This window comes from Aeromonas molluscorum (assembly GCF_051376105.1).
Lineage (GTDB): Bacteria > Pseudomonadota > Gammaproteobacteria > Enterobacterales > Aeromonadaceae > Aeromonas > Aeromonas molluscorum.
This window is the reverse complement of sequence record NZ_JBPQCY010000001.1, coordinates 2,043,205-2,064,515: the sequence shown is the minus strand read 5'-3', so window position 1 is coordinate 2,064,515 and position 21,311 is coordinate 2,043,205. Positions and strand designations below refer to the sequence as shown.

Sequence of the window (21,311 nt, the reverse complement as noted above, 5' to 3'; positions counted from 1 at the left end):
ACCTCGTTCATTTCACCCTACGGCTCTGAATAGAGTTTAATTAAATCAGTTCAGGGTTGAAGTAATTTCCATACTCGGTGGTAGTTTGTAACCATGTAGCTAACGTAACCTCAAATCCTTGTTGCTTAATTTTATGTCCGATATCTCTCATGAAGTCATCATTGGCCTTGAAGTCTCCTAACGATAAAATATCTTCCCCAAGCTTTGTGACTTTGTAGATTGGCAGCTTAACCTCTTTTTTAGGATCGTCAGAGTGTATCAGGAGTATTCTGTTTTTATTAATAATCTGGTTTGAAAATTTATCTGCATGGTTGCTTTTCATAGTAGCTTCAAGGCTACTTACACTCCCTCCCTGTACACCACTAATGATCCCGAGATCTTCCATTTGTAATAGAAATTCAAAGTCTATATCGTTGCTGTTTAGAGTGTCGCTTTTGAATAATATTTTTGCAGTAGTGAACATTCCAAGTTTTGATATGGATATAGCTTCATCTTGAGATAAATTTTTAATGAACTCCAAAGTTCTCATTGAATATGTTCCGGGACACTTTGTTTCACCCGCTAATGTTCTTGCCCATAGGCGTCTGAGATCTTCGTTTTCAGTTTGACTAACGTAATCCCTCCATCTGTAGAGCCAGTCAATATTTATGTCTTCTTTTGGTGGTGGTGTTTGAGAATTACTTAATTCTTCTTCTGCCATTAATATTGTTTTATTAATATTGATCTCTGATTGTATATTTTCAGCTTTTTTCTGTTGTTCAATATTAGAAAGTATTTTTTCAATCACTAATGTTGGTTCAACTCGCCCGAGATAGCATGAGGGAGCGTGAGAATCGATATCTTGGTGCAATTCGATGAGTTTTCCATCAGATAGCAGTTTTTTTCTCCCCTCTTTGATTGCTTTTGCCTCTACTTCAGCTTGAGCAAGCATCAGTATTTCATCTCTTCTTACCTCGGCATGAGCTCTACCTTCCCGCTTTATTTGCCATGGAGAAGCAAGGGAGCCAATTCCTCCTTTCACAAGGGTATCCCACATTTTTGTAACGAGTTGTTCCCCAAACATATAACTCACTCCATATTCAAAGTCATAATATAATGGTGCGATATTGTTTAATTGTTATGTTAATGCAGGTGCAAAACATTTTTGAGAGGCAGAAACTGACTCTGTAGATATGAATGCACATATCTTTAGTATGTCAATAGTGCGCTTTCATATAAATCCTATCATTTACATAAATGTGAAGTGTTGCAACTTTATCATAGAAGAGTCAGGGCATAAATTTGAATGTTGAACACTTTGACTGGGTGATTGTGGGGCGCTTCGCTCATACGGCTACAGAAAGCTTATCAAATATTCACTTTAGGTAACCCTAAAAATATTTTCTGTTACAGATGTGAGTTTGCATAAACAAGAGCATAGATATGTGCATCAAGAGGCTGGCCGTGGAGAAAGATGCGGTTTCTTGCCCGGCATTCAAAGGTAGCCCCGGCGGCGATAGCAACGGCTTCGCTGGCTCTGTTGCCAACCCCCGTCACGATCTCCAGCCGAAATAGACCTAACTGCCGAAAACCAAAGTCATGCAGCAGGGCGACTGCCTGCCGGGCGATGCCTTGTCCTTGGCGGGATTGGCGCACCCAATAACCGATATTGCCGTAGCGATGATGGGGCGACAGCTGGTTGATACTTGCGCCACCCAAGAGCTGGCCGGTGGTGGCGCAGAAAATGCCCATGTCAAAGGCGCGTCCCGCCGCGCGATCCTGATCGCAGGTGGCGAACCAGGCCAGTGCCTGCTCCCGGTTGAACGAGGGAGTGCACCAGCTCATCCAGCTGCCGACCGTCTCGATGGATTCGTGGGCCGCGCGGACAAACTCGTCTGCATCGCCCGGCTCGAAGGGACGGATCAGAATATTGGCGTTTCCAAGGGGCGGGAAGGTCATCAGCGCTCCTGTTTTTTCAGAAAGTAACTCACATGCCCCGGCGGCATATCGGGCAGCTGGCCAAAGACCTCGTAACCCTGCTTCTGGTAGAAGGGCAGGGCCTGAAAACTGGTGGTTTCCAGATGGTAGTTGGTGATGCTCTGGCTTTGGGCGTACTGCTCCATGGCGCCGAGCAGGCGGGCACCCCAGCCAGCTTGGCGGATGGCGTCATCGACCCAGAGTCCCTCGATATGGAGCCAGCCCCATTTTATCTCCCCCAGAATGCCACCCAGCACCATCCCTGCTTCATCCTTGATAAAGCTGGCGATCCGCTCGCGATGGAGGGGGCCGGTGACGGCTTCGTTGAAACCATTGAGGCCGCTGCGCAGGGCATCGAACTCATGGTTGTGGGGCGGTTGTGGTTGGTTAACTGCATAGGGTTTCCTGCTTGATGGTGTTTATCGGGCCGCAGCTTCCAGCGCCGCAATATCCCCGCCGCTGATAAGCGCCACGTGCTGGCTGATCCGCTCCACCGGCCAGTTCCACCAGGCGAGGGCGTTGAGGCGCTTGATGGTGTCGTCGTCGAAGCGGTAGCGGATCAGTTTGGCGGGGTTGCCGCCGACGATGGCGTAGTCGGGCACGTCGCCTGTGACCACGGAGCGGGCGGCGATGATGGCGCCGTTGCCGACCTTGACCCCCGGCATGATCAGCGCCTCGTAGCCAATCCAGACATCGTTGCCAATCACCGTATTTCCCTTGTAGGGCATGCTGCCCGGCGCGGGGGCGGCGCTCTCCCAGCCGTTACCGAAGATGAAGAAGGGGTAGGTGGAGGGGCCCGAGCTCTGGTGGTTGGCGCCGTTCATGATGAACTTGACCCCGCGGGCGATGGCGCAGAACTTGCCGATGATGAGCTTGTCGCCGATGAAGGGGAAGTGGTAGAGGACGTTGCGCTCAAAGCCTGCCGAGTCTTCCGGGTCGTCGTAATAGCTGTAATCACCCACCTCGATATTGGGCCCCTTGATGGTGTTCTTGATAAAGCACACCTGGGGGAAGCCGGTCATGGGGTGGGGATTGGTGGGGTCGGGTCCGTGCATGGGCTGCTCCTCTCGGATCTGGGTTTTGAATACCCTAACGGAACCTTGCAGCCCAGGGCCACCTTTTTGTACGCCCTGGTTCGCCAGGCTTTGTCGTCCCCTGCCTATGTGCGCATCGACCCGGAGCGAGTTTGTCTCTAGCATGGGAGGGATGCGGGGCCTGGGCTCCGTCACACGGACTTTTGACGGAGAAGCGATGATGAAGATGCGTTCCCTGCTCATGCTGAGCGCCCTGCTGCTCGGCGGTTGTGCGGTCAATCCCTATGGCGGCACCCCGGCGCCTGTTACCGAGCCGGCTCAGCCGGTGAGCCAGCCTGAGAAGCCTGTGACCAAACCGGACACAGGGGCGCCCCTGCCCAAACCCGCAGCCCCGACCGGCCTGGCGGTCGCCATGGCGGATGCCTTCTTGAAGGCCCCCGAGGTGAAGGCGCTGAGTCAGGATGGCAGTCCTATGCTGCTGCTGATGGCGCCCCAGAACGGCACCGGTGAGCCCTTCAGCACCCAGCCCATGGCGGTGGCCATGATCCAGCGCATTCAGGGGAGCAGCGGCTTTCGCTTCGCAGACCCGGGCCAGGTTTCCGCCATTACCAGCCAGCTTGAATACCAGCAGGGGGGCATGAACCCGGCCTCCCTGGTGCGTCTGGGTCGCCAGACCGGCGCCAGCTACATGCTCTACGGGGATCTGCTCTCCGAGGGGGGCCGCTATCGGCTCGCCATGAGCCTGATGGATCTCAAGAGCGGCGAGCTGCTCTGGAACGAGAGCCGCACCGCCAGCCGCTGAGCCCCCGCGCTATCGGGTCAATGAGACCATCGAGGGTGCGCCGCTCCTCGATGGCCTCGACTCGGCAACTGGCGCTACCTCCCTGCAATGACCCCACATCCTCTCTGCTGGCATTCCCCTTCCTTTTCCCGATGAAACACCATAAAAATCGCGGCCAGACTGCCAGGGGCAGGGCCGCGAAAGGTGGAGCGTGGCGCCGCGTTCGCGGCGCTGTTCAACCGAGCAGGCCGGAGAGCCCCTGCCCGGCCATCAGCACTCCCACGGCCAGCACGGCAAACCAGACCAGGGTGGCGGCCACCAGGGCGTAGCCGAGGGCGACGAAGAGACCGTCCCGCTGCAACATGCCGATGGCCAGCAGCAGTATGGCCCAGGCGGGCAGGGTGTTGGTGAGCGGGATGGCGCCAAACGGCATCATCAGCAGCAGGGCGGCCAGCATGATCATCAGGCCGTTGGCCCGGTTGATGGTGCTGCTGGCGGTGAGCATCAGCAGGCGGGGACGCACGAACTTGTCCAGCCGGGCCAGCAGGTCGGCCCCCTTGTGCAGGGTCGACTTGAGCTGCTCGGTGGCGAAGCTGCGGGCCATCAGCCGGGCGGGCAGCCAGGGCACCCGGTTGAGGGTGATGCCGATACCGATAAAGAGGATCAGCAGGCCAAACACGCTGCTGATGCCGGGAATGCTGACCGGCAGCAGGAAGGGCACCGTCAGCAGCAGGCAGAACAGCAGCATGCCCTGCTCCCCCACCAGGCCGAGCAGTTCGCGCAGGCTGATCTGGCCTTCACCCATGGCCTGGGCTGTGGTGCGCAGGGTCTGGGAGAGGCGGGCCTCGGGATCCTTGAGATCGATGGCAACCATGTTGTGTCCTTGCAAAACGTCGTGGAAAGAGGGGGTTGTGCCACTGGGGCAGGCGCGCCACAGCATACGGTGACTGGGTGAATCGCCGATGAATAATCGGCGCGGCGGCCAGCGTGGTCGAGCCTGGGGCAGGGCAAAAAAAAAAGCGGCCCTGAGGCCGCGAAATGGCGTGAAGTTCCCTTTCTGCCGCTTGCTATGTTCAGTGGCCGTAGGGCAGGGGGGAGTGGTGCAACATGATGCGCACCTTGCCATCGTCCCCTTTCTTGAAGCCCCAGCCATCTTGCGCCGCCTTGATCTCGGCCTCAGTGATGTTGCCGTTGGCTATTTCGGTGGCGTGCAGCGAGACGCTGGCGCCGAACAGCAACAGGGTCAGGCCGTCTTTGAGTGGCTTCATGGAGGTGATTCCTTGTGGTCACATCAGAGTCTATGCATCGGCGATGAACAGAGATTGAACTCCCTGTTCAGGGTAGTGAGGCTGGCAGGAAGCGCGCAAAGGCGGGGAAAGGGGAAGCAAGAGGATGTCGGGGGCGGGCGGAAAAATGCGCTCAGGAGCGCAAGCGGCAGCCCAAAAAAAGGGGAGCATAGCCCCCCTGAAAGCATGGAACCCAGGGGGATCAGGCCCGGCTTTGGGCCAGTTCATCCGCTTGCTCGCCATGGAGCAGCGCCTGGTCGGTCTGGCCAAGCAGCTGGCTGGTGATGGTACCGGCCGTCATGGCGCCGTTGACATTGAGGGCGGTGCGGCCCATGTCGATCAGCGGCTCGACCGAGATGAGCAGCGCCACCAGGGTGACCGGCAGCCCCATGGCGGGCAGCACTATCAGGGCGGCGAAGGTGGCGCCGCCACCGACCCCGGCGACCCCGGCGGAGCTGAGGGTGACTATGCCGACCAGGGTGGCGATCCAGAGGGGATCAAAGGGATCTATGCCCACGGTCGGCGCAACCATGACCGCCAGCATGGCCGGATAGAGACCGGCGCAACCGTTCTGGCCTATGGTGGCGCCAAAGGAGGCGGCAAAGCTGGCGATGGCCTCGGGCACGCCGAGGCGGCGGGTCTGGGCTTCCACGTTGAGGGGGATGGTGGCGGCGCTGGAGCGGCTGCTGAAGGCAAAGCTCAGCACGGGGGTCACCTTGCGCAGGAAGGTGAGCGGGTTGACGCCAACCAGGGCGAGCAGCAGACCGTGTACCAGGAACATCAGTCCCAGCCCCAGGTAGGAGGCGAGTACGAAGCTGCCCAGCTTGATCACTTCCTGAGGATTGGAGCCGGCGACCACCTTGGTCATCAATGCCATGACGCCATAGGGGGTCAGGGTCATGATGAGGCGCACCAGCTTCATCACCCAGGCCTGCAGGGTGTCGATGGCGGCGAGCACCTTGTCACCCTTGCTGGCATCATCCTTTTTAAGCTGCAGGGCAGCGATCCCGAGCAGGGCGGCGAAGATCACCACGCTGATGATGGAGGTGGGGTTGGCACCGGTCAGATCGGCGAAGGGATTCTTGGGAATGAAGGAGAGCAGCAGCTGCGGCACCCCCAGATCGCTCACCCGGCCGAGGTAGCTGGTCTCGATGGCATCGAGGCGCGCGCTCTCCTTCACCCCTTGCACCAATCCCTCGGCGGTCAGGCCGAACAGGTTGGTGACCAGCACGCCAACCAGGGCGGCAATCAGGGTGGTAAACAGCAGGGTGCCTATGGTGATCACGCTGATGCGGCCCAGAGAGGCGGCATTGTGCAGCTTGGCCACGGCACTCAGGATGGAGGCGAACACCAGGGGCATGATGATCATCTGCAACAGTTGCACATAGCCGCTGCCCACCAGATTGAACCACTCGATGGAGGCGGCGATGACGGGGTGACCGGCGCCATAGCCCAGTTGCAGGCCGAAGCCGAACAGTACGCCCATCAGCAGACCGGTCAAGACTTTGCGCGACAGGCTCCAGCTTGGCTTGCTGAGTTTGGCCAGGGCCATCAGCAGGGCGGCGAACAGCAGCACATTGATGATGAGGGGGATATTCATAGGGGCTCTCCAGCGGCAGATATGGATCACTGCGGACGGGCGAGCCCGGATCCGGCAGAGCTGCGTATGGTACCAGCCCTGCCGGTCGGCTCTTAGACGGAAATAGAATTTTATATAAGGATCAGATGGTTGGCTCATTTACTGAGCAAAGCAAATCCCAGCCTGCCCATGCCACGGCTTGGCCGGGCGGCGCCGCCCGGCCGGTGAGCCTGCGGGCGTGTCTAGCGTGCTTGCAGCAGCCAGCGGCTGATGGGGTGGGCGGCCAGCAGTCGGTAGGCCAGCAGGGAGAGGGCAAAGAGGATCGGCACCTTGCATATCTCCCACCAGAGGTGCTGGCCCTGGGGACCGAGTATCACCAGCCAGACGACCAGCATCATGTGCAGGCAGTAGAGGCCAAGCACCTTGGGGGCCTGGCGCTCCAGCCAGCTGCCCGCGCCCCATCCGGGATTGGCCAGCAGCAGGGCGAACAGCCCCAGGGTCCAGGGTACTGAGCCGAGCAGGAAGTCATGGCGGGCCGCAGCCACATCGGCAAGGTGCAGCAGGGCAAAGACCTCCAGGGCATAGAGCGCCATGCCCGTTCCCAGCAGCGTCCAGGCCAGGGTCTGGCCGGGCTGCCAGTGACGGGCCCTGAGGGCGGCGCCGAGCGCCACGAACAGCAGGGAGAAGAAGGGGCCGTTGCGGGTCAGAAAGGCCCACTCAGCGCCGAGCAACAGGTTGCCATAGGAGCCGCCGATCAGGGCCAGCAGATAGAGCAGGGCACCAAGGCCGAGCGCGAGGCGCGGCTTGCCGAGTTGCTGGCACAGCGCCAGTATCAGCACGGCCAGGATCAGGGCAGGCAGGAACCAGAGGTGGATCATGCCGCCCACCCACCAGGCGTTGAGGCTGTCACCTAGCTGCATCTGCCACTGATCCGTCATCACGGTCAGGTAGCCCTCCTTCATGGCCGCGACCGGGTTGAAAGGCACCAGCAGATAGACGAGGCTCCAGGCCAGCCAGAGCAGCAAGAGGGGGCGGCAGTAAGCCAGTGCCACCGCCAGCGGCTTGCCGGTGGCGAGCTTGGGTTGCAGGAAGTAACCGGCGCACAGGAAGAAGAGCGGCACGGCGAAGCGGCAAAGCTGATTGATGATGTCGCTCAGCCAGAAGTAGAGGGGGCTGTTCCACAGCTGCGGATCAAAGGGGTTGGTGAAAGGGGCCAGGTGGATCGTCATGACGGCCATGATGGCCAGCACCCGACCGCATTCGATACTGGAGATGCGCATGATACCTCGTGAACGCGCGGGAGCAGGGGGGCAGCATATCAGTCGCAACTGGCACTCATCCAGCCAGGGGCGCGTAAAGTGTGACCGCCATGGCGCCCGGTTACCCTTTGTTGCCCCGGCCTGGCTGAGGGTGCCAGCCAGAGAAGCCAGCGCGGCTTGGTCTGGCATGGGGAGGGCGTTACTATCGAGGAACGGGGCTGCTGCGGCCCCACAGGATGAAGGAGACAGGGATGGATGAGGTGATCAGGGCGGATCTGAACAAGGCGGAGCATGGCGAGGCGCTGGTCATGCTGCTCGATGCCTATGCCAGGGACGAGATGGGGGGCGCCACCCCCTTGCCCGCCGCGGTGAAGGCGAGTCTGGCGGCCACCCTGGCGCGGCGCCAGGGGGCCCATGTGCTGCTGGCCTGGGTCGATGGCAAACCCGCCGGGGTAGCGACCTGCTTCGAGGGATTCTCAACCTTTTCCTGCCGCCCGCTGCTCAATATTCATGACATGGCCGTGCTCCCTGATTATCGGGGCCGGGGCCTTGGCAAGCGGCTGCTCGCCGAGGCGGAGCGGCTTGGCCGCGAGCTGGGATGCTGCAAACTGACGCTGGAAGTGCTGGAGGGAAACCGGGTGGCGCAGGCCGCCTATCGCGCCAGTGGCTTTGCCGGTTATGAGCTGGATCCCGAGGTGGGCAAGGCGTTGTTCTGGCAAAAAGCTCTGTGCTAGCGGGCGCGGGCGGTTCTTGTCATGGGGAGACCATGGCGCTAGAATTTGCCCTCTTAAAATTTTGCCATGCAAGGTGTTGATCCCTTTCGGGTCGACCTAATCGTCAGGACAATATGACCGCTTTATATGCCTCGGATCAGCGAGTGACCCGAGTGAGCTCCGAACAGCAGCGTGCGATGACGCATTGTCCGGAGCCTGATCCGAAAGCCTGAGCTTTCGATCTCATTCATCGTTCCATCCGCCCGCCGGTGCCATAGTGACACCCGGTGGTGCGTGGCCGTGGGACGATCACCAGAGGGCCACAGACAATGCTGTCTGTGGCCCTTTTCGTTGGATTCGCCCGGTCATCACCGGTCGAGTCATCTCGAGCAGAGGGCCCTCCGGGCCCTCTGCTTTTTTATTGCCTGGCGGGCGCATACCCGCGTGTTATGACGGCATGTAAGTGATCGTATGAATCTTGTTTGCTAGGCTTATCCCATGACTGAGGAGTCAAACATGTCACAGAATATTTATGATAATCAGGCCTTTTTCGAAGGCTATGCCCAGCTTCCCCGCTCGGTGCAAGGGTTGGCGGGCGCCCCTGAATGGCCTGCGCTGCAAGCCATGCTGCCGCCGCTGGCGGGCAAGCGGGTGCTGGATCTTGGCTGCGGTTATGGCTGGTTTTGCCGCAGCGCCCGTGAACAGGGTGCCCGTGAGGTGGTGGGCATAGATCTCTCCAGCAAGATGCTGGCCAGGGCGGCCGAGCTGACCCGGGATCCTGCCATCCATTATCGGCGCGGGGATCTGGCGGCGCTGACCCTGGACGACGAGCGCTATGATCTCATCTACAGTTCCCTGGCTCTCCACTACCTGGCCGAAGTTGGCCCCCTGTTTGGGCAGTTGTTTGATGCCCTGACGCCGGGGGGAAGCCTGGTATTCTCGGTGGAGAATCCCATCTTCACCTGCCCGCGTCAGCAGGGGTGGCTGCATGATGAGAGCGGTCAGCGCTCCTGGCCCATCAACAGTTATCAGGCCGAGGGGCCAAGGTTGAGTAACTGGCTGGCCGAGGGGGTATTGAAGTACCACCGTACCCTAGGGACTTATCTCAATAGCTTGATTGCCGCAGGGTTCCGGCTTGGTCACGTGGCGGATTGGGGACCGAGCGCCGCTCAGATAGCTGCCAATCCCGCCCTGGCCGAGGAGGCGGAACGGCCCATGTTGCTGCTGGTGGCCGCCAGCAAGCCATGAAGCCGCTGGATTGTTGAGGCTGGTGCGGCTCCCCGGACCATGAGATAACAGAAGGGCGCCTTGGTGGCGCCCTTTCAGGTTGAGACAGGACATCTCATATGGCACTGACGGTTGAACAACTCTATGAAGTCATGGCCCAGTTGCCCGATCCCTTGTTCGTGCTCAGCGAAGATGGCTATTACATAGAGTATCTGGGGGGCATAGAGCAGCAATCCTATCAGGATGGCAACCCTCTGATCGGCAAGCGGTTGCAGGACATGCTGCCGCCGGACAAGGCCGAGTGGATCATGATGCAGATAGCCCTCACTCTGGAGAGCAATCAGGTCCAGGTGGTGGAGTACGATCTGGCTGCCGCAGAGGTCAAGGACATAGAGAGCGGGGAGGGGCCTCAGGGGATGCAGCGCTTCGAGGGCAAGATAGCGCCCCTGCCATCACGTTATGGGGGCAAGCGCGCCGTCTCCTGGATGACGCGCAACATCACCCGCCAGCATGAACTGCAGCGGCGCTTGCAACTGCTCAGCGAAACGGATCAATTGACCGGTCTGCACAATCGCCGCTACTTCTTCGAGCACTTTCCCCAACTGGTGGCAAGCCAGGGCAGGGCAGGACTCATCATGATGGACATAGATCACTTCAAGCAGATCAACGATCTCTACGGGCATCAGCAAGGAGACAGGGCATTGCAGCGCTTCTGCACCTGCGTCGCCAGCCAGTTGCGTGCCGGGGATCTGTTCGTGCGCAGCGGCGGCGAGGAGTTTCTGATCCTGCTGCCCCAATTGCATGGTCCGGGTCTCTGGCAGCTGGCCGAGCGCATTCGCGGCGCTGTCGCGGCCATGACCCTCGATGATGGGGTGCCCGAGCTGCACATCACCGTCAGTCTGGGGACCACCGAGATACAGCCAGGAGAGGAGGCAGGCACAGTGCTGGCCCGTGCCGACGAGTGGCTCTATCGCGCCAAGCGGGCGGGACGCAACCAGACGGCTCACTGCCCGTCCCCCTGAACCACGACATGGATTGGCGAACCCTGGGCGACATTGATGAGGGCATCAAACCAGGCCCCGCACGGGTTCTGGGCTGGTAGCTTTCCTCTTTGATACTCCTCTGAATAGGCCTGCGTCTTGACGAACGGGATTGTGAACTGTTCTCATGGCAGCTCCCTGCTATTCATTGGAACCTTGCCATGAAAAAAATCGTACTGATTGCCCTGACTTCACTGCCGCTGTTTGCCCATGCTGGCCTGCTCGATGCGGTCACGGGCGCTGTCTCCGACAGTACCAAGGAGATGGCTCTCGGCGCCGCGGATAGCTACACCAATGATGGGGTGCAAGCCGCCCTTGGCATCAAGCCCGGGATCTCCACCAAGGAGACCATCAAGGAGAAGTTTGGTGCACCGGCCAGCACTGGCACCGAAGAGAAGCTGGAGCTGTGGAACTACGATCTGGCTGCCCTCAGCGAGAGCTCGCCAACCCTGACCCAGACCACCAAGGCACTGCTGCCCGATGTGGATCTGGACAGCAAGCTGGTGGTGATCCGTTTCGAAGGCGAAACCGTCAAGAGCCTGCGTCTGGCCGACAAGCCCAAGGCATAAGCCAGGGTGACGAGTGCACATGAAAAAGGGGCCTGTCGGCCCCTTTTTTGTATTCTGATCTGCCGAATAAGCAGACCGAAAGAGGGGTCAACAGACCCCTGCTGCTTACTGGTGCGCGTCCGCGAAGGCTTTCATCGCCTCGGCATGTTTGGTCATGCCCTCGGCACGTTCACCCAGACGTTTGACGAACTCGGCCTGCTTGGCCGGATCCTCTAGCTTGTCGTAGCGTTGTTGCAGCTGGGCCTGGATCTCTGCCGGCGTCATCTTCTGCATGCGCTCCATCCGGTCATGGCGTTTGTGATGCTTGCCGCCCATGCCGTCCATGGGACCACCCATGGGGCAATCGACTGCGGGACGCTCGGCCGGTGCTGTGGTCGCCGCTTCGCTGGCGGCATAGGCGCCAAGGGGCAGGCCCAGGATCAGGGTGGCGGTCAGCAGTGTCTTGGTCAGTTTTTTCATGGTGTATCTCCTCGAAGAATGAATGCGGAGTCGGCGTTTTGCCTTGCCCTCAAGTAAACACCCAGTCCGTGTCTGAACTTTGCCAGTCAGGCGCTTTTTTGTAGCAGAGTGTGCCACCCGGCCCATTTGCCACAGTTTGACACAAACACCCCGGGGGATTTTCGTATAATCGAGCCAGTTCCGCTCATGCCCTTTGCCTTATAGAGAGCCGCCATCATGAATCAGTTGCACAACCATATCCTGGTGGTCGATGACCACGGTGAGATCCGCGATCTGCTCAAGCGCTTCCTGGAGCAGCACGGCATGCGGGTCAGCTGCGCCCGGGACGGGCGGGAGATGAAGAAGCTGCTGGAGGAGCGGGAGTTCGATCTGCTGGTACTGGATCTCATGCTACCCGGCGAGGATGGCCTGACCCTGTGCCGTGAGCTGAGGGCGAAGTCGAACCTGCCCATCATCATGCTCACCGCCATGGGGGAGGAGACAGACCGCATCATAGGGCTGGAGATGGGGGCCGATGACTATCTCGCCAAGCCGTTCAATCCCCGTGAGCTGCTGGCGCGGATCAAGGCGGTGATGCGCCGCACCCAGGCCGACCAGCAGCCGGTTGCCGAGACGCTGTCCCGGGACTTGCGCTTCGACCGCTGGTTGCTCGACATCAATCGCCGGGAGCTGATCGACGAGGATGGGGTGGGGCTCAGCCTCTCTACCGCCGAGTTTGACCTGCTCAAGGTATTTCTGGAGCGTCCCCAGCGAGTGCTGAGCCGGGATCAACTGCTGGATCTGGCCCGAGGCCGCGAGGCGGTGGCCTTTGATCGTGCCATCGACACCCTGGTCAGTCGGCTGAGGCGCAAGCTCGAACGTGACCCCAAGAATCCCGAACTCATCAAGACCATCTGGGGCGGCGGTTACCTGTTCGCCGCCGATGTGAGCCAGGTCTGACACCATGCCCTTCATCAAGCGGCTCTGGCCCAAGGGGCTGACCGGCCAGATAGTGCTGGTGGCCCTGGCGGGGCTCATTTTAATCCAGCTGCTCAGCATTCAGATCTATCGCTCGGACCGGGAGGAGGCGCTGGGCTTCGTCAACAGTCGCAACGCCATGCAGCGCATCGTCTCAGTGGTCAGGTTGCTGACCCTCTCTCCCCCCGAGTTGCACCGGGAAATATTGAAGGCGAGCCGCAGCGAGACCCTGTTTCTTCGCCTAGCTCATGAACCGCTGCAGCCGGACAATCGCAGCCCCCGCTTCGAGGGACTGGTGCGCAGCAAGCTGGGCTACCCCCCTGAACTCATGGTGGAGATCAGCGCCGAGCTCAGCAAGGATGCGCCGCGCAGCCGGGCCTGGCGTCACCATGTGCGCATGATGGACGATCGCAAGGGGCCGCCGCCCCAGGATATGCGGCTTTACGGCTCCATCGAGCTGCCCGGCGGCCAGTGGCTGCAGTTCAGCTCCTTGGTGGACAAGGAGGTGGGCACCTGGTCGCTGCGTACCACCTTCAACCTGCTGCTGGTGGCCAGCCTGGTGATAGGGCTGATGATCTGGCTGTTTCGCCGCGCCACGCTGCCGCTTAAGCAGTTGGCCCGCAACGCCGACAAGCTGGGGCGCGGTGAAGAGACTGCTCTGCTCAAGGAGGAGGGGCCGACCGAAATTCGCGACTCCATCCAGGCATTCAACCGCATGCATACCCGGCTCGATCGCTTCGTGCAAGACAGAACCCAGATGCTGGCCGCCATCTCCCATGACTTGCGCACCCCCATTACCAGCCTGCGGTTGCGCAGCGAGTTTTTGGCCGATGGTGAGGATAAGGACCGCATTCAGCAAACTCTGCAGCAGATAGAGCAGATGCTGGCGGCGACCTTGAGCTTTGCGCGGGATGAAGGCACCCAGGAGCAGACCCGGGAACTGGACTTGGTCAGCCTGCTGGAAAGTCTGTGTGACGACTACGCCGACATGGGCCAGCCGGTGCACTTCGAGGCCGAGGGCAAGCTGGTCTATGCCTGCCGGGCCAATGCCATGCGCCGGGTGCTGCAAAACCTGGTAGGTAATGCCCTCAAGTACGCGGGGGAGGTGGAGGTGCGCCTCGAACCGAGTCCTCAGGAGCTGATCATCCGGGTGCTCGATCAGGGGCCTGGGATAGCACAGGACCAGCTCGACGAAGTGTTCAAGCCTTTTGTGCGCCTGGATGAGGCCCGCAATACCGAATCGGGCAGCGTGGGTTTGGGGCTCTCCATCGCTCGGACCCTGGTGCATCAGCACGGCGGCGAGCTGACGCTGCACAATCGGGCGGAAGGAGGGTTGGAGGCCAGGATCCGGTTGCCGCGCTAGGGGATGGCTTGGCAGCCAGGCAGTCATAAAAGAGGCCCGCACTGTGCGGGCCTTTTTTAGTTGAGGTCGTGTTTAGAACTGATAGGTCAACCCAAGGTTGTAGCGGCGACCGTCCAGCACTGTGCCGTAGCTGCCGTAATCCACCGTCTTGTCCAGCAGGTTGTAGATGCCGGCAGTGACGCTCAGTGCCTGGTTCGCCTTGTAGACCAAGCCGGTGTCGAAGAAGGTGTAGGAGGGGGTGCCTTCTGCCATCCGAACCCGGTTCAGGTAGTCCGATGTTTTGCTGCGAAAGTTGACCCGCGACCAGAGGCTGACCTCATCCGTGGTCTGCCAGTCCACCGAGGTATTGAACATATGGCGCGGCATCTGGTTGAGCGCTTTGCCAGCCATGGGGCCGCTCTTTTGCTCGGACTGGGTATAGGTATAGCTGGCCGCCAGGGACCAATCGGTATTGATCGCCCAGTTGGTCGTGCTCTCCACCCCGCGCATGTTGGCTTCATCGACGTTGATGCGATCGCTGATGAAGTCATAGGTGTAACCATTCAGAGTGCAGCTTGGGTCATTCTTGCTGGAACAGCGCCGAACCTCAGAGATCTTGTCCTTAAAATCGGTATTGAACAGGGTCAGGCCGGCATTCAGTCCTTGCTGACCATCCCACAGCAGGGCGATCTCTTCACTGATGCTGGTTTCTGGCTTGAGAGCCGCGTTGCCGACCAGGATGCCATCCTGGGTACCACCACCGGTTGCCTGCCCCCAGTTGGCGGCGGACATGCGCAAATCGGGGGAGCGATAGCCGGTGGAGACGCCTCCCTTCAGGGTCCAGAATTCGGCCGGATGCCAGACGCCATACAGGCGCGGGCTCCAGTGGTCACCGTAGTTCTCGTCCTGATCCAGGCGGACACCGGCGGTGAGAGCGAAACGTTCGGTCATGGCCCACTCATCTTCCACAAACAGGGCCCAACTCCAGCGAGTCAGCTGGTCGGCGCTATTGGTCACCTTGAGCTGGTTGCCCTGATCCTGCAGATCCTCATAACGGTACTGGCCACCGATGCTCAGATAGTGATCGCCGAGTATGAACTGGGTGTGGGTGTCGGCTATGGTGTTGAGCATCCTCATCTGCCGACCCGGATTGGTGTTCTCCTCGTGCTGCAGATAGCTGGAGGATGAGCCGAACTCATATTGGCCATCGTGGGTGATGGCGTAGTTGGTGCGCTCGTAGCGGTTCAGACTCGGCTTGGCTTTGGTGGGAATCGATTCACCTGGAGTGCGATTCCTATCTTGCAGGCCGCGACTGACCTCGAAATCGACCCTGTTGTGCTCATCCGGGGTCAGGCTAAAGACAAGGGTGCCGCTGCGCATCTCCTGCTCGGCAAAACCGTTAGTGAATTGATCCTCACCGCGATGGGACAGCAGGCCATTGATCCTCATCCCCAGCAATCCGTCTACCAGGGATCCTGCTGCATAGGCATCTGTCTGGAAGATATCCCCAGAGGCCTTGTTCTCCTGGAAGGTGGTGTCGCCATGGAGCGACCCCTGCCAGGCCGCCATGCTGGCTGTCTTGCGGGTGATGACGTTGATCACGCCCCCCATGGCATCCGAGCCGTAGCGGGAGGACATGGGACCACGTACCACCTCGATGCGCTCGATCGCCTGCAAAGGTGGCAGCCAGCCTTGCTCTATGCCTGGACCGTCGCTGTTGGGACGAGTGCCACGGCTGTCGACCCGCTTGCCATCGACCAACATCAGTGTGTATTTGGAGCCCATGCCCCGGATGCTGATGTCGCTGCTGCTGCCGCCACCTGTCACCACTACGCCGGGCACGTCTTTCAGCGCATCAGTGACGTCACGATAGGCGCGTTTCTCCAGTTGTTCGCGCGTCACGACCGAGATGGAGGCGGCGGAGTCTTCGATCTTTTGCTGGAAACCCGAGGCGGTCACCACCATCACTTCGTTCTGGTTGGCGTGTGCCTGGCTGATGAGAGCGGCGAATATCAAGGTGGCGATAGGGGTAATGCGTATGCTGGTCATGGAAGCCTGAACTCCTGGAAGAAAAAGTTTCTCAATCGGCCATTGAGTCCCGGGATCTTGATGTCGCACTGGGACGGCGAGATTGAGCCTCAAACGGGAAAACCGTCATCGGCAGGCATTTTAATTAAATGAGAATTAAACGCAATTGATATTAGTTATCATTTGTGTGGTTGTGAGGAGAGAGCGTGAGGGAGAAGAGGGGGCTGCCACTGTTTTTCAGGCAACAAAAAACCCGCCTAGGCGGGTTTTTTTAATTCTTGCAGTGGTCAGTCAGCAGACTTGAGTCCGGTTACTTGACCCTTGGCTTGAATTACAGACCAACTACGTTGGCAGCAGCAGGACCTTTCTGGCCTTGCTCGATGGTGAACTCAACGCGCTGACCTTCGTCCAGGGTTTTGAAGCTGGTGGACTGGATAGCGGAGAAGTGTACGAACACGTCTTTGCTGCCGTCAGCCGGGGAGATGAAACCAAAACCTTTCTCAGCGTTGAAGAACTTAACGGTACCAGTCATTTTGTTAGACATAATAATTTCCTTTACAGTGTTTAAGTGCCATATGGCAATTTATGATTTTTCGTCAGAATACGTATGGCGCACTAAAGAAGGAGAATTATTTGATAAGTGGAATCCGAGGACAACGCTTATCTAATCACTGCTTTACTAGAGACTACCTAACATAATGTGGTCTGAACTACCGAACCATCGAGAAACATTAAAACACGCCATCACAGTGATGGCAATCTTTATCTCGCAGATCATTTCTTTCAGCAGTCGATCTGGCAATCACTTTTACCCAAAAAGAGACTTGAATGGTTCAAGTGCTTCTTGGGAAGAAAAGAGGCAGAACCTTGCATGGCCTGCCTTGGCGCTGAATTCTCGCCCCTGCCTGCTGGATATAATGCCGGAGGGCTTGTTGGGTGAAAAAACCTGAAAAAAATGTGGATAAGGGGCGAGCCGGGGCAGGCTCGACTCGTCACGCGGGACTTTTTTCCCTGGGTGACGAGCCTAAGTGGTCAGCGGCGGCCGCGGAACTTGTCGCTGACGGAGTCAATCCAGCTGAAGGTTTCCGGCAGCACTTGATTGCGAGCCCGTTCCTTGGCTTTCTCGCGAGCAAGGCGAGAGGCCTCTTTGGCGGCTTCGGCGCGATCGGCAACCACCTTGAGACGGCCCTCTTCCCGAATTTTGTTGCGCTCGCCATTGGTCAGCGGATGATCCGCATTGGCCTGTGCCTTTTGCAGCAGTTGGGCGATATCGGCTTTTTCTTTATCAGTCAGATCTTTCATTTCCAATTTTTTCACGGGGCTCTCCTGGCAAGTTGGGAATGAAATACTTTATCACATTCCGCTGATTATTTCTTATTCTCCGCTTGCCATCACATTTACCCCCTGTTAGCACCGGATTATTGCCCTATTCAGTTGGCACTCTGTCAGACATATTTATGACAGTAGATAGCACATTAAATGTTGGTTCTGGTCAGGCGTTAAATTAAATAGTGATATGGATTAATGGCTTGCTCTGTTTTAGCTCAGAGCAGCGGGATAGAAAGGTGTGAGTCAGGGGGAGCAAATGGGGATGGATCCCGGCCTTGATTAGGGAGTATGCTGAATTTGCTTCCAGCTCAATAGGGAGGCAAGGAAGTACTGTAGTTAACGATTCGGATTGCAACGGGGGTCCGCTCCCGAGTGTCGGTCACATTTTTGGAGTTTGATGATGAGTAACAAAGAACATCACAACGGCAAAGATGGCAAGAAGAAGCCGCAGATGTCACTGAAGGAAAAGCGCGAGGCCAAGCGCCAGAAAGCCGATCTAAAGAGTGATGGCGTCATGAAGTAACTCAGCTCAGTCGAGCCAGTACCACAAGCCAGCCTCAGGGCTGGCTTTTCTATTGCCGCGCATTGTTTGCTGCAGGAACTATGGCTTGGCGCCATAGTTGGCGAAGATCTGCTCGTAACGACCATCCACCCGCATCGCCAGCAGTGCCCGGTCAAAATGATCCCGTACTGCCGCATTCCTAAAGGCGAAGTGATAGAGAGTGGGTTTGAACAGGGCGTTGGCCTGGATCCGTTCCCGGTTATAAATGTGGGGCTCGGCTCTCTCCTGCCTTAATTGTTCCAGATGGTAATAGAAGACGCGCTCCTCCATCACAACGGCATCGACCCGGCCGAGTAGCAGTTGATGCACCTGGCCCTGCTGCTTGGCGACTTCTTCATAACGGGCATTGTGCGCAGCCATAGTGGCAAACGCGGGTCCCAGAACCTGAGTGGCCCGTTGGAAGGCGCTTACCTTCAGGGTCGTGAGTGCCGTCAGGTCTGCCACTTTGAGCGGACTGAGGGTGAATACCTGATTGTGGAAGTGGATAACGGGGCGGGAGAGGAAGGCGCCATCCAGCATGCCGGGTCTGACATTGATGATGGCGTCCAGCTTGCCGTCGGCCAGCATGCGGAAGGTGCGTTCAAGGGGCAGATATTGAAAAGAGAGTTGATAGCCGCTGTCCTGGAAGGCGGTGCGCAGCAGATCCAGCTCTATGCCCTGCGCCTCTTTTTCTATGACGTAAGGTGGAATGGCAAAACTGACACCCACCTTGAGCTGTGCGGCACTCAGAAATCCACTCAGTACTAACCCAATGATCAGGATCCCGCGTTTTATCATGTCCCACTACTCGATGGCGATTCACTGCATCATACCCTGTCCCCCCGGTGTTATCTCAATTCAGGGTGGCGAGCCGGGCTGAAATTCAAGGGACACTGTTTTCTTGCGTCAGGAATGCGCACTATGCTCACAAAATTTGCAAAAGAAAGGCCCTGAATAGTCAGGGCCTTTTTAGATCTAGTTTCTAGAACGGAATGTCGTCGTCAAAGTCCATCGGCGGTTCGTTGTAAACCGGCGGTGCTGACTGAGGTTGCTGCTGCGGACGGCTATAGCCACCCTGCTGCATATTCTGTTGCGGTGCTGCGTTCTGCTGGGGAGCAGAAGGACGCGGCATGTTCTGCTGAGGTGCAGCTTGTTGAGGCTGGCCCCAATTGCCCTGAGACTGCTGACCGCCCATGCCCTGACCGGCGCCACCTTGTGGACGCCCCCCCAGCATCTGCATGACACCGCTGAAGCTGTCTACCAATACCTCGGTGGTATAGCGCTCCTGGCCACCCTGATCTTGCCATTTGCGGGTCTGCAGTTTGCCTTCGACATAGACCTGGGAACCCTTCTTCAGGTATTCGCCAGCGACTTCGGCCAGTTTGCCCATGAACACCACGCGATGCCATTCGGTGCGCTCTTTCTGCTCACCTGTTTGCTTGTCGCGCCAGGTTTCGGAGGTGGCCAGGGTGATGTTGGTCACGGCACCGCCGCTCGGCATGTAGCGCACTTCCGGGTCTTGCCCCAGGTTACCGATCAGAATGACTTTGTTGATGCCTCGACTGGCCATAATCTCTCTTCCACCTTTATATGCCGACCAGCTACCTGGTCTGGTTCTACTCAAAATATTGCTGCCGTCCAGGCCCGGCACCATCTTGCCTGCGGAACCTGGGCCTGTTGTCGATGGGGTATTGACCCTGTCATCGACATCCGGATTAGCCCGCCATAGTAACAGTTGATGCCGTCGATAGCACATCTTTAGCGCCCTGAAACGGGTTTGACTCGCGGGTTCCGTATTGGGGAATACGCTAACGCAGGTGCCGGGATCCGGGCAAGCGGCGCTGTGGGGGCTGGCTCACGTTCCAGCAAATTTTGCCCATATCCGAGGGATAAAGACAGAGATGACAGTTGGAGTATCTATGTCTCATTTGCCCCCCCCAAATAGGGGGGGTGTCCTAGTCCTCTGTATTGTCTAGAAAAAAAACAGTTTCACTCGGGGTTGAATGACGCCTAATACTTTTTTAATGCTGTGCAAAAACAGGGGCTTGTTACTCTCTTGCGACCATTATTGGCACATAAAAACGATTCAAGCCGATAGGCACACTGTTCAAGGAAGAGCCCCATGACGACAGAGACTCCGTTGGTACTAGTGACCGAAGGCAATGTTCAGGCGACGACCTTCACCACCTATCTGATGGCCCAACTCGGTCAACCTATACGTCTGATCAGCCATCCGGATCAGTTGCTGGCCATCAAGGATTGCAACCTGTTCCTGATCGATCTGGACTATCTCAAGTCGAGCCAGCAGTTTGGCTGGAACCGGGATATAGCCGCCTTCGAATCAGCCCGCACAGTCCTGCTCAATGCGCCGACCAGCACGGATCGCGATCTGCTGCTGATGTGGCCCAATACCAGCGGTCTCTTCTTTCGGCAGGATCCCCTGGATCGCCTGGTGGCCGGTATCAAGAAGGTGCTGCAGGGGGAGTTCTGGATCCCGCGCCATCTGATGTGCGAGCTGGTCAACTACTACCGGCAGGGAATGGAACCGGCTCAGCGCAGTCAGAATCTGTTGACGGTGCGCGAGCGCGAGATCATTCGTTATCTGATGACGGGGGCCTCCAATACCGAGATAGCCGACACCCTGTTTGTCAGCGAGCACACCATCAAATCCCACCTTTATAACGTCTTCAAGAAGCTGAACGTCAAGAATCGGTTGCAGGCCGTGAGCTGGGCCAAAGAGTACCTCGATATGACGAGCTCCCACTGATGAGACACTGGCTGCTCTGTCTCTGGTTGCTTTCTGGGGCCCTGGCGGCCAACGAAGGCGCTGCAAATGAACCTATCGAGTCACTGCAACCCGAGCAGGAGAGCGACAGGATAGAGATAGGTGGCCTGGTCATAGACCGCACCTTCACCCGTTTCGGCCAGGTTTTTTATCACCACTTCAGCCGGTTGCGGGAGGATGACGATCCGAATGCGCGGGAGAATATCACCATACACGAGCGGCCCACTGCGCGTTGGGGGAGCCTTATCTGGATCACCCACAATCGCAAGGTGTTGTTCAGGACGGCGCTCTCTCCGGTACGGAGTCAAGGAGAGGCTGCCGCGCAGCAGGCCTGGGCTCAGGTGAGCGAGGCTTTACGACAGCAGAAGGTCGCCAACCTGTTCATGGATACCTTCGATCTGGAACACGATGAACTATAAGGACATG

Annotated in this window: 24 protein-coding genes; 10 read left to right on the top strand and 14 right to left on the bottom strand. The window is 58.2% G+C overall.

Annotated features, from left to right (window positions below; genetic code table 11):
* Positions 1–40: 40 nt before the first annotated feature.
* From ACSMDR_RS10215 to ACSMDR_RS10200, 4 genes are all read right to left on the bottom strand, one after another.
* Positions 41–1,063 (bottom strand): DUF2806 domain-containing protein, encoded by a 1,023-nt coding sequence (locus ACSMDR_RS10215; protein ID WP_436468107.1) that lies wholly within the window; start codon positions 1,061–1,063, stop codon positions 41–43.
* Between the two features lie 323 nt (positions 1,064–1,386).
* Positions 1,387–1,938, bottom strand: coding sequence for a GNAT family N-acetyltransferase (locus ACSMDR_RS10210; RefSeq protein ID WP_436468106.1), 552 nt, complete (start codon positions 1,936–1,938; stop codon positions 1,387–1,389).
* On the bottom strand, positions 1,938–2,306 hold the full coding sequence (locus ACSMDR_RS10205; protein ID WP_436468246.1) for a GNAT family N-acetyltransferase: 369 nt from the start codon (positions 2,304–2,306) through the stop codon (positions 1,938–1,940). Before ACSMDR_RS10205 ends, ACSMDR_RS10210 begins: the two co-directional genes overlap by 1 nt.
* A gap of 69 nt (positions 2,307–2,375) precedes the next feature.
* Entirely contained in the window at positions 2,376–3,011 is a 636-nt protein-coding gene (locus ACSMDR_RS10200) for a Vat family streptogramin A O-acetyltransferase (RefSeq protein ID WP_436468105.1), read from the bottom strand.
* A 199-nt stretch (positions 3,012–3,210) separates the two neighbouring features.
* Here ACSMDR_RS10200 and ACSMDR_RS10195 point away from each other — a divergent pair, with 199 nt between their 5' ends.
* Entirely contained in the window at positions 3,211–3,792 is a 582-nt protein-coding gene (locus ACSMDR_RS10195; RefSeq protein ID WP_005909774.1) for an LpoB-related protein, read from the top strand.
* Between the two features lie 214 nt (positions 3,793–4,006).
* Here the strand turns inward: ACSMDR_RS10195 and ACSMDR_RS10190 are convergent, their stop codons facing one another.
* The 4 genes from ACSMDR_RS10190 to ACSMDR_RS10175 form a co-directional block, all read right to left on the bottom strand.
* Positions 4,007–4,645: an exopolysaccharide biosynthesis protein gene (locus ACSMDR_RS10190; RefSeq protein WP_005909772.1), complete on the bottom strand. Its 639-nt coding sequence runs from the start codon at positions 4,643–4,645 to the stop codon at positions 4,007–4,009.
* Between the two features lie 199 nt (positions 4,646–4,844).
* Positions 4,845–5,039, bottom strand: a complete 195-nt coding sequence (locus ACSMDR_RS10185) for a hypothetical protein (protein ID WP_436468104.1) — start codon at positions 5,037–5,039, stop codon at positions 4,845–4,847.
* A 220-nt stretch (positions 5,040–5,259) separates the two neighbouring features.
* A complete protein-coding gene (locus ACSMDR_RS10180) occupies positions 5,260–6,657 on the bottom strand; it encodes an L-cystine transporter (RefSeq protein ID WP_436468103.1) in 1,398 nt (465 codons plus the stop codon).
* 221 nt (positions 6,658–6,878) lie between these two features.
* Entirely contained in the window at positions 6,879–7,916 is a 1,038-nt protein-coding gene (locus ACSMDR_RS10175; RefSeq protein ID WP_436468102.1) for an acyltransferase, read from the bottom strand.
* Positions 7,917–8,146: 230 nt separating this feature from the next.
* Between ACSMDR_RS10175 and ACSMDR_RS10170 the strand changes: the two genes are divergently transcribed.
* From ACSMDR_RS10170 to ACSMDR_RS10155, 4 genes are all read left to right on the top strand, one after another.
* Positions 8,147–8,629, top strand: coding sequence for a GNAT family N-acetyltransferase (locus ACSMDR_RS10170; RefSeq protein ID WP_436468101.1), 483 nt, complete (start codon positions 8,147–8,149; stop codon positions 8,627–8,629).
* Between the two features lie 495 nt (positions 8,630–9,124).
* Positions 9,125–9,856, top strand: coding sequence for a class I SAM-dependent methyltransferase (locus tag ACSMDR_RS10165; RefSeq protein WP_436468100.1), 732 nt, complete (start codon positions 9,125–9,127; stop codon positions 9,854–9,856).
* A 98-nt stretch (positions 9,857–9,954) separates the two neighbouring features.
* On the top strand, positions 9,955–10,857 hold the full coding sequence (locus ACSMDR_RS10160; RefSeq protein ID WP_436468099.1) for a sensor domain-containing diguanylate cyclase: 903 nt from the start codon (positions 9,955–9,957) through the stop codon (positions 10,855–10,857).
* Between the two features lie 179 nt (positions 10,858–11,036).
* Complete coding sequence (locus ACSMDR_RS10155) at positions 11,037–11,444, top strand: hypothetical protein (RefSeq protein ID WP_005905147.1); 408 nt, start codon at positions 11,037–11,039, stop codon at positions 11,442–11,444.
* Between the two features lie 105 nt (positions 11,445–11,549).
* On the opposite strand, the gene ACSMDR_RS10150 is transcribed toward ACSMDR_RS10155, so the two are convergent.
* Entirely contained in the window at positions 11,550–11,903 is a 354-nt protein-coding gene (locus ACSMDR_RS10150; RefSeq protein ID WP_436468098.1) for a hypothetical protein, read from the bottom strand.
* 216 nt (positions 11,904–12,119) lie between these two features.
* On the opposite strand from ACSMDR_RS10150, the gene ACSMDR_RS10145 reads away from it, so the two are divergent.
* Positions 12,120–12,842: a response regulator gene (locus ACSMDR_RS10145; RefSeq protein ID WP_005905143.1), complete on the top strand. Its 723-nt coding sequence runs from the start codon at positions 12,120–12,122 to the stop codon at positions 12,840–12,842.
* A gap of 4 nt (positions 12,843–12,846) precedes the next feature.
* Positions 12,847–14,223, top strand: coding sequence for an ATP-binding protein (locus ACSMDR_RS10140; RefSeq protein ID WP_436468097.1), 1,377 nt, complete (start codon positions 12,847–12,849; stop codon positions 14,221–14,223).
* Between the two features lie 72 nt (positions 14,224–14,295).
* Here the strand turns inward: ACSMDR_RS10140 and ACSMDR_RS10135 are convergent, their stop codons facing one another.
* From ACSMDR_RS10135 to yjbD, 3 genes are all read right to left on the bottom strand, one after another.
* Positions 14,296–16,251 (bottom strand): ligand-gated channel protein, encoded by a 1,956-nt coding sequence (locus ACSMDR_RS10135; protein ID WP_436468096.1) that lies wholly within the window; start codon positions 16,249–16,251, stop codon positions 14,296–14,298.
* A gap of 310 nt (positions 16,252–16,561) precedes the next feature.
* Positions 16,562–16,774, bottom strand: coding sequence for a transcription antiterminator/RNA stability regulator CspE (cspE, locus tag ACSMDR_RS10130; protein WP_005316548.1), 213 nt, complete (start codon positions 16,772–16,774; stop codon positions 16,562–16,564).
* A gap of 488 nt (positions 16,775–17,262) precedes the next feature.
* The gene (yjbD, locus tag ACSMDR_RS10125) at positions 17,263–17,547 is read right to left on the bottom strand and encodes a DUF3811 domain-containing protein (protein ID WP_040319253.1); all 285 of its coding nucleotides are present in this window, start codon (positions 17,545–17,547) and stop codon (positions 17,263–17,265) included.
* Between the two features lie 412 nt (positions 17,548–17,959).
* On the opposite strand from yjbD, the gene ACSMDR_RS10120 reads away from it, so the two are divergent.
* Positions 17,960–18,082 carry a hypothetical protein gene (locus tag ACSMDR_RS10120; protein WP_005905132.1) on the top strand — a complete coding sequence of 41 codons (123 nt, stop codon included), beginning with the start codon at positions 17,960–17,962 and terminating at the stop codon, positions 18,080–18,082.
* A 78-nt stretch (positions 18,083–18,160) separates the two neighbouring features.
* Here ACSMDR_RS10120 and ACSMDR_RS10115 read toward each other — a convergent pair whose 3' ends face one another.
* Both ACSMDR_RS10115 and ACSMDR_RS10110 read right to left on the bottom strand, forming a co-directional pair.
* On the bottom strand, positions 18,161–18,898 hold the full coding sequence (locus ACSMDR_RS10115; RefSeq protein ID WP_436468095.1) for a substrate-binding periplasmic protein: 738 nt from the start codon (positions 18,896–18,898) through the stop codon (positions 18,161–18,163).
* A gap of 184 nt (positions 18,899–19,082) precedes the next feature.
* The gene (locus tag ACSMDR_RS10110) at positions 19,083–19,670 is read right to left on the bottom strand and encodes a single-stranded DNA-binding protein (protein WP_005895578.1); all 588 of its coding nucleotides are present in this window, start codon (positions 19,668–19,670) and stop codon (positions 19,083–19,085) included.
* 552 nt (positions 19,671–20,222) lie between these two features.
* On the opposite strand from ACSMDR_RS10110, the gene ACSMDR_RS10105 reads away from it, so the two are divergent.
* Positions 20,223–20,867 (top strand): LuxR C-terminal-related transcriptional regulator, encoded by a 645-nt coding sequence (locus tag ACSMDR_RS10105; RefSeq protein WP_436468094.1) that lies wholly within the window; start codon positions 20,223–20,225, stop codon positions 20,865–20,867.
* Positions 20,867–21,304 (top strand): CsgE family curli-type amyloid fiber assembly protein, encoded by a 438-nt coding sequence (locus ACSMDR_RS10100; protein WP_005895584.1) that lies wholly within the window; start codon positions 20,867–20,869, stop codon positions 21,302–21,304. The genes ACSMDR_RS10105 and ACSMDR_RS10100 overlap by 1 nt, the downstream gene beginning before the upstream one ends.
* The last annotated feature ends 7 nt before the right edge of the window (positions 21,305–21,311 follow it).

Excerpts from the sequence above, each read along its gene's own strand:
- ACSMDR_RS10105 (WP_436468094.1), top strand. The coding sequence starts at position 20,223 with ATGACGACAGAGACTCCGTTGGTACTAGTGACCGAAGGCAATGTTCAG.
- ACSMDR_RS10135 (WP_436468096.1), bottom strand. The coding sequence starts at position 16,251 with ATGACCAGCATACGCATTACCCCTATCGCCACCTTGATATTCGCCGCT.
- ACSMDR_RS10155 (WP_005905147.1), top strand. The coding sequence starts at position 11,037 with ATGAAAAAAATCGTACTGATTGCCCTGACTTCACTGCCGCTGTTTGCC.
- ACSMDR_RS10160 (WP_436468099.1), top strand. The coding sequence starts at position 9,955 with ATGGCACTGACGGTTGAACAACTCTATGAAGTCATGGCCCAGTTGCCC.
- ACSMDR_RS10100 (WP_005895584.1), top strand. The coding sequence starts at position 20,867 with ATGAGACACTGGCTGCTCTGTCTCTGGTTGCTTTCTGGGGCCCTGGCG.
- ACSMDR_RS10175 (WP_436468102.1), bottom strand. The coding sequence starts at position 7,916 with ATGCGCATCTCCAGTATCGAATGCGGTCGGGTGCTGGCCATCATGGCC.
- ACSMDR_RS10110 (WP_005895578.1), bottom strand. The coding sequence starts at position 19,670 with ATGGCCAGTCGAGGCATCAACAAAGTCATTCTGATCGGTAACCTGGGG.
- ACSMDR_RS10145 (WP_005905143.1), top strand. The coding sequence starts at position 12,120 with ATGAATCAGTTGCACAACCATATCCTGGTGGTCGATGACCACGGTGAG.
- ACSMDR_RS10120 (WP_005905132.1), top strand. The coding sequence starts at position 17,960 with ATGAGTAACAAAGAACATCACAACGGCAAAGATGGCAAGAAGAAGCCG.
- ACSMDR_RS10215 (WP_436468107.1), bottom strand. The coding sequence starts at position 1,063 with ATGTTTGGGGAACAACTCGTTACAAAAATGTGGGATACCCTTGTGAAA.
- ACSMDR_RS10170 (WP_436468101.1), top strand. The coding sequence starts at position 8,147 with ATGGATGAGGTGATCAGGGCGGATCTGAACAAGGCGGAGCATGGCGAG.
- ACSMDR_RS10150 (WP_436468098.1), bottom strand. The coding sequence starts at position 11,903 with ATGAAAAAACTGACCAAGACACTGCTGACCGCCACCCTGATCCTGGGC.
- ACSMDR_RS10180 (WP_436468103.1), bottom strand. The coding sequence starts at position 6,657 with ATGAATATCCCCCTCATCATCAATGTGCTGCTGTTCGCCGCCCTGCTG.
- ACSMDR_RS10115 (WP_436468095.1), bottom strand. The coding sequence starts at position 18,898 with ATGATAAAACGCGGGATCCTGATCATTGGGTTAGTACTGAGTGGATTT.
- ACSMDR_RS10190 (WP_005909772.1), bottom strand. The coding sequence starts at position 4,645 with ATGGTTGCCATCGATCTCAAGGATCCCGAGGCCCGCCTCTCCCAGACC.
- ACSMDR_RS10185 (WP_436468104.1), bottom strand. The coding sequence starts at position 5,039 with ATGAAGCCACTCAAAGACGGCCTGACCCTGTTGCTGTTCGGCGCCAGC.
- ACSMDR_RS10210 (WP_436468106.1), bottom strand. The coding sequence starts at position 1,938 with ATGACCTTCCCGCCCCTTGGAAACGCCAATATTCTGATCCGTCCCTTC.
- ACSMDR_RS10165 (WP_436468100.1), top strand. The coding sequence starts at position 9,125 with ATGTCACAGAATATTTATGATAATCAGGCCTTTTTCGAAGGCTATGCC.
- ACSMDR_RS10140 (WP_436468097.1), top strand. The coding sequence starts at position 12,847 with ATGCCCTTCATCAAGCGGCTCTGGCCCAAGGGGCTGACCGGCCAGATA.
- ACSMDR_RS10200 (WP_436468105.1), bottom strand. The coding sequence starts at position 3,011 with ATGCACGGACCCGACCCCACCAATCCCCACCCCATGACCGGCTTCCCC.
- cspE (WP_005316548.1), bottom strand. The coding sequence starts at position 16,774 with ATGTCTAACAAAATGACTGGTACCGTTAAGTTCTTCAACGCTGAGAAA.
- ACSMDR_RS10195 (WP_005909774.1), top strand. The coding sequence starts at position 3,211 with ATGAAGATGCGTTCCCTGCTCATGCTGAGCGCCCTGCTGCTCGGCGGT.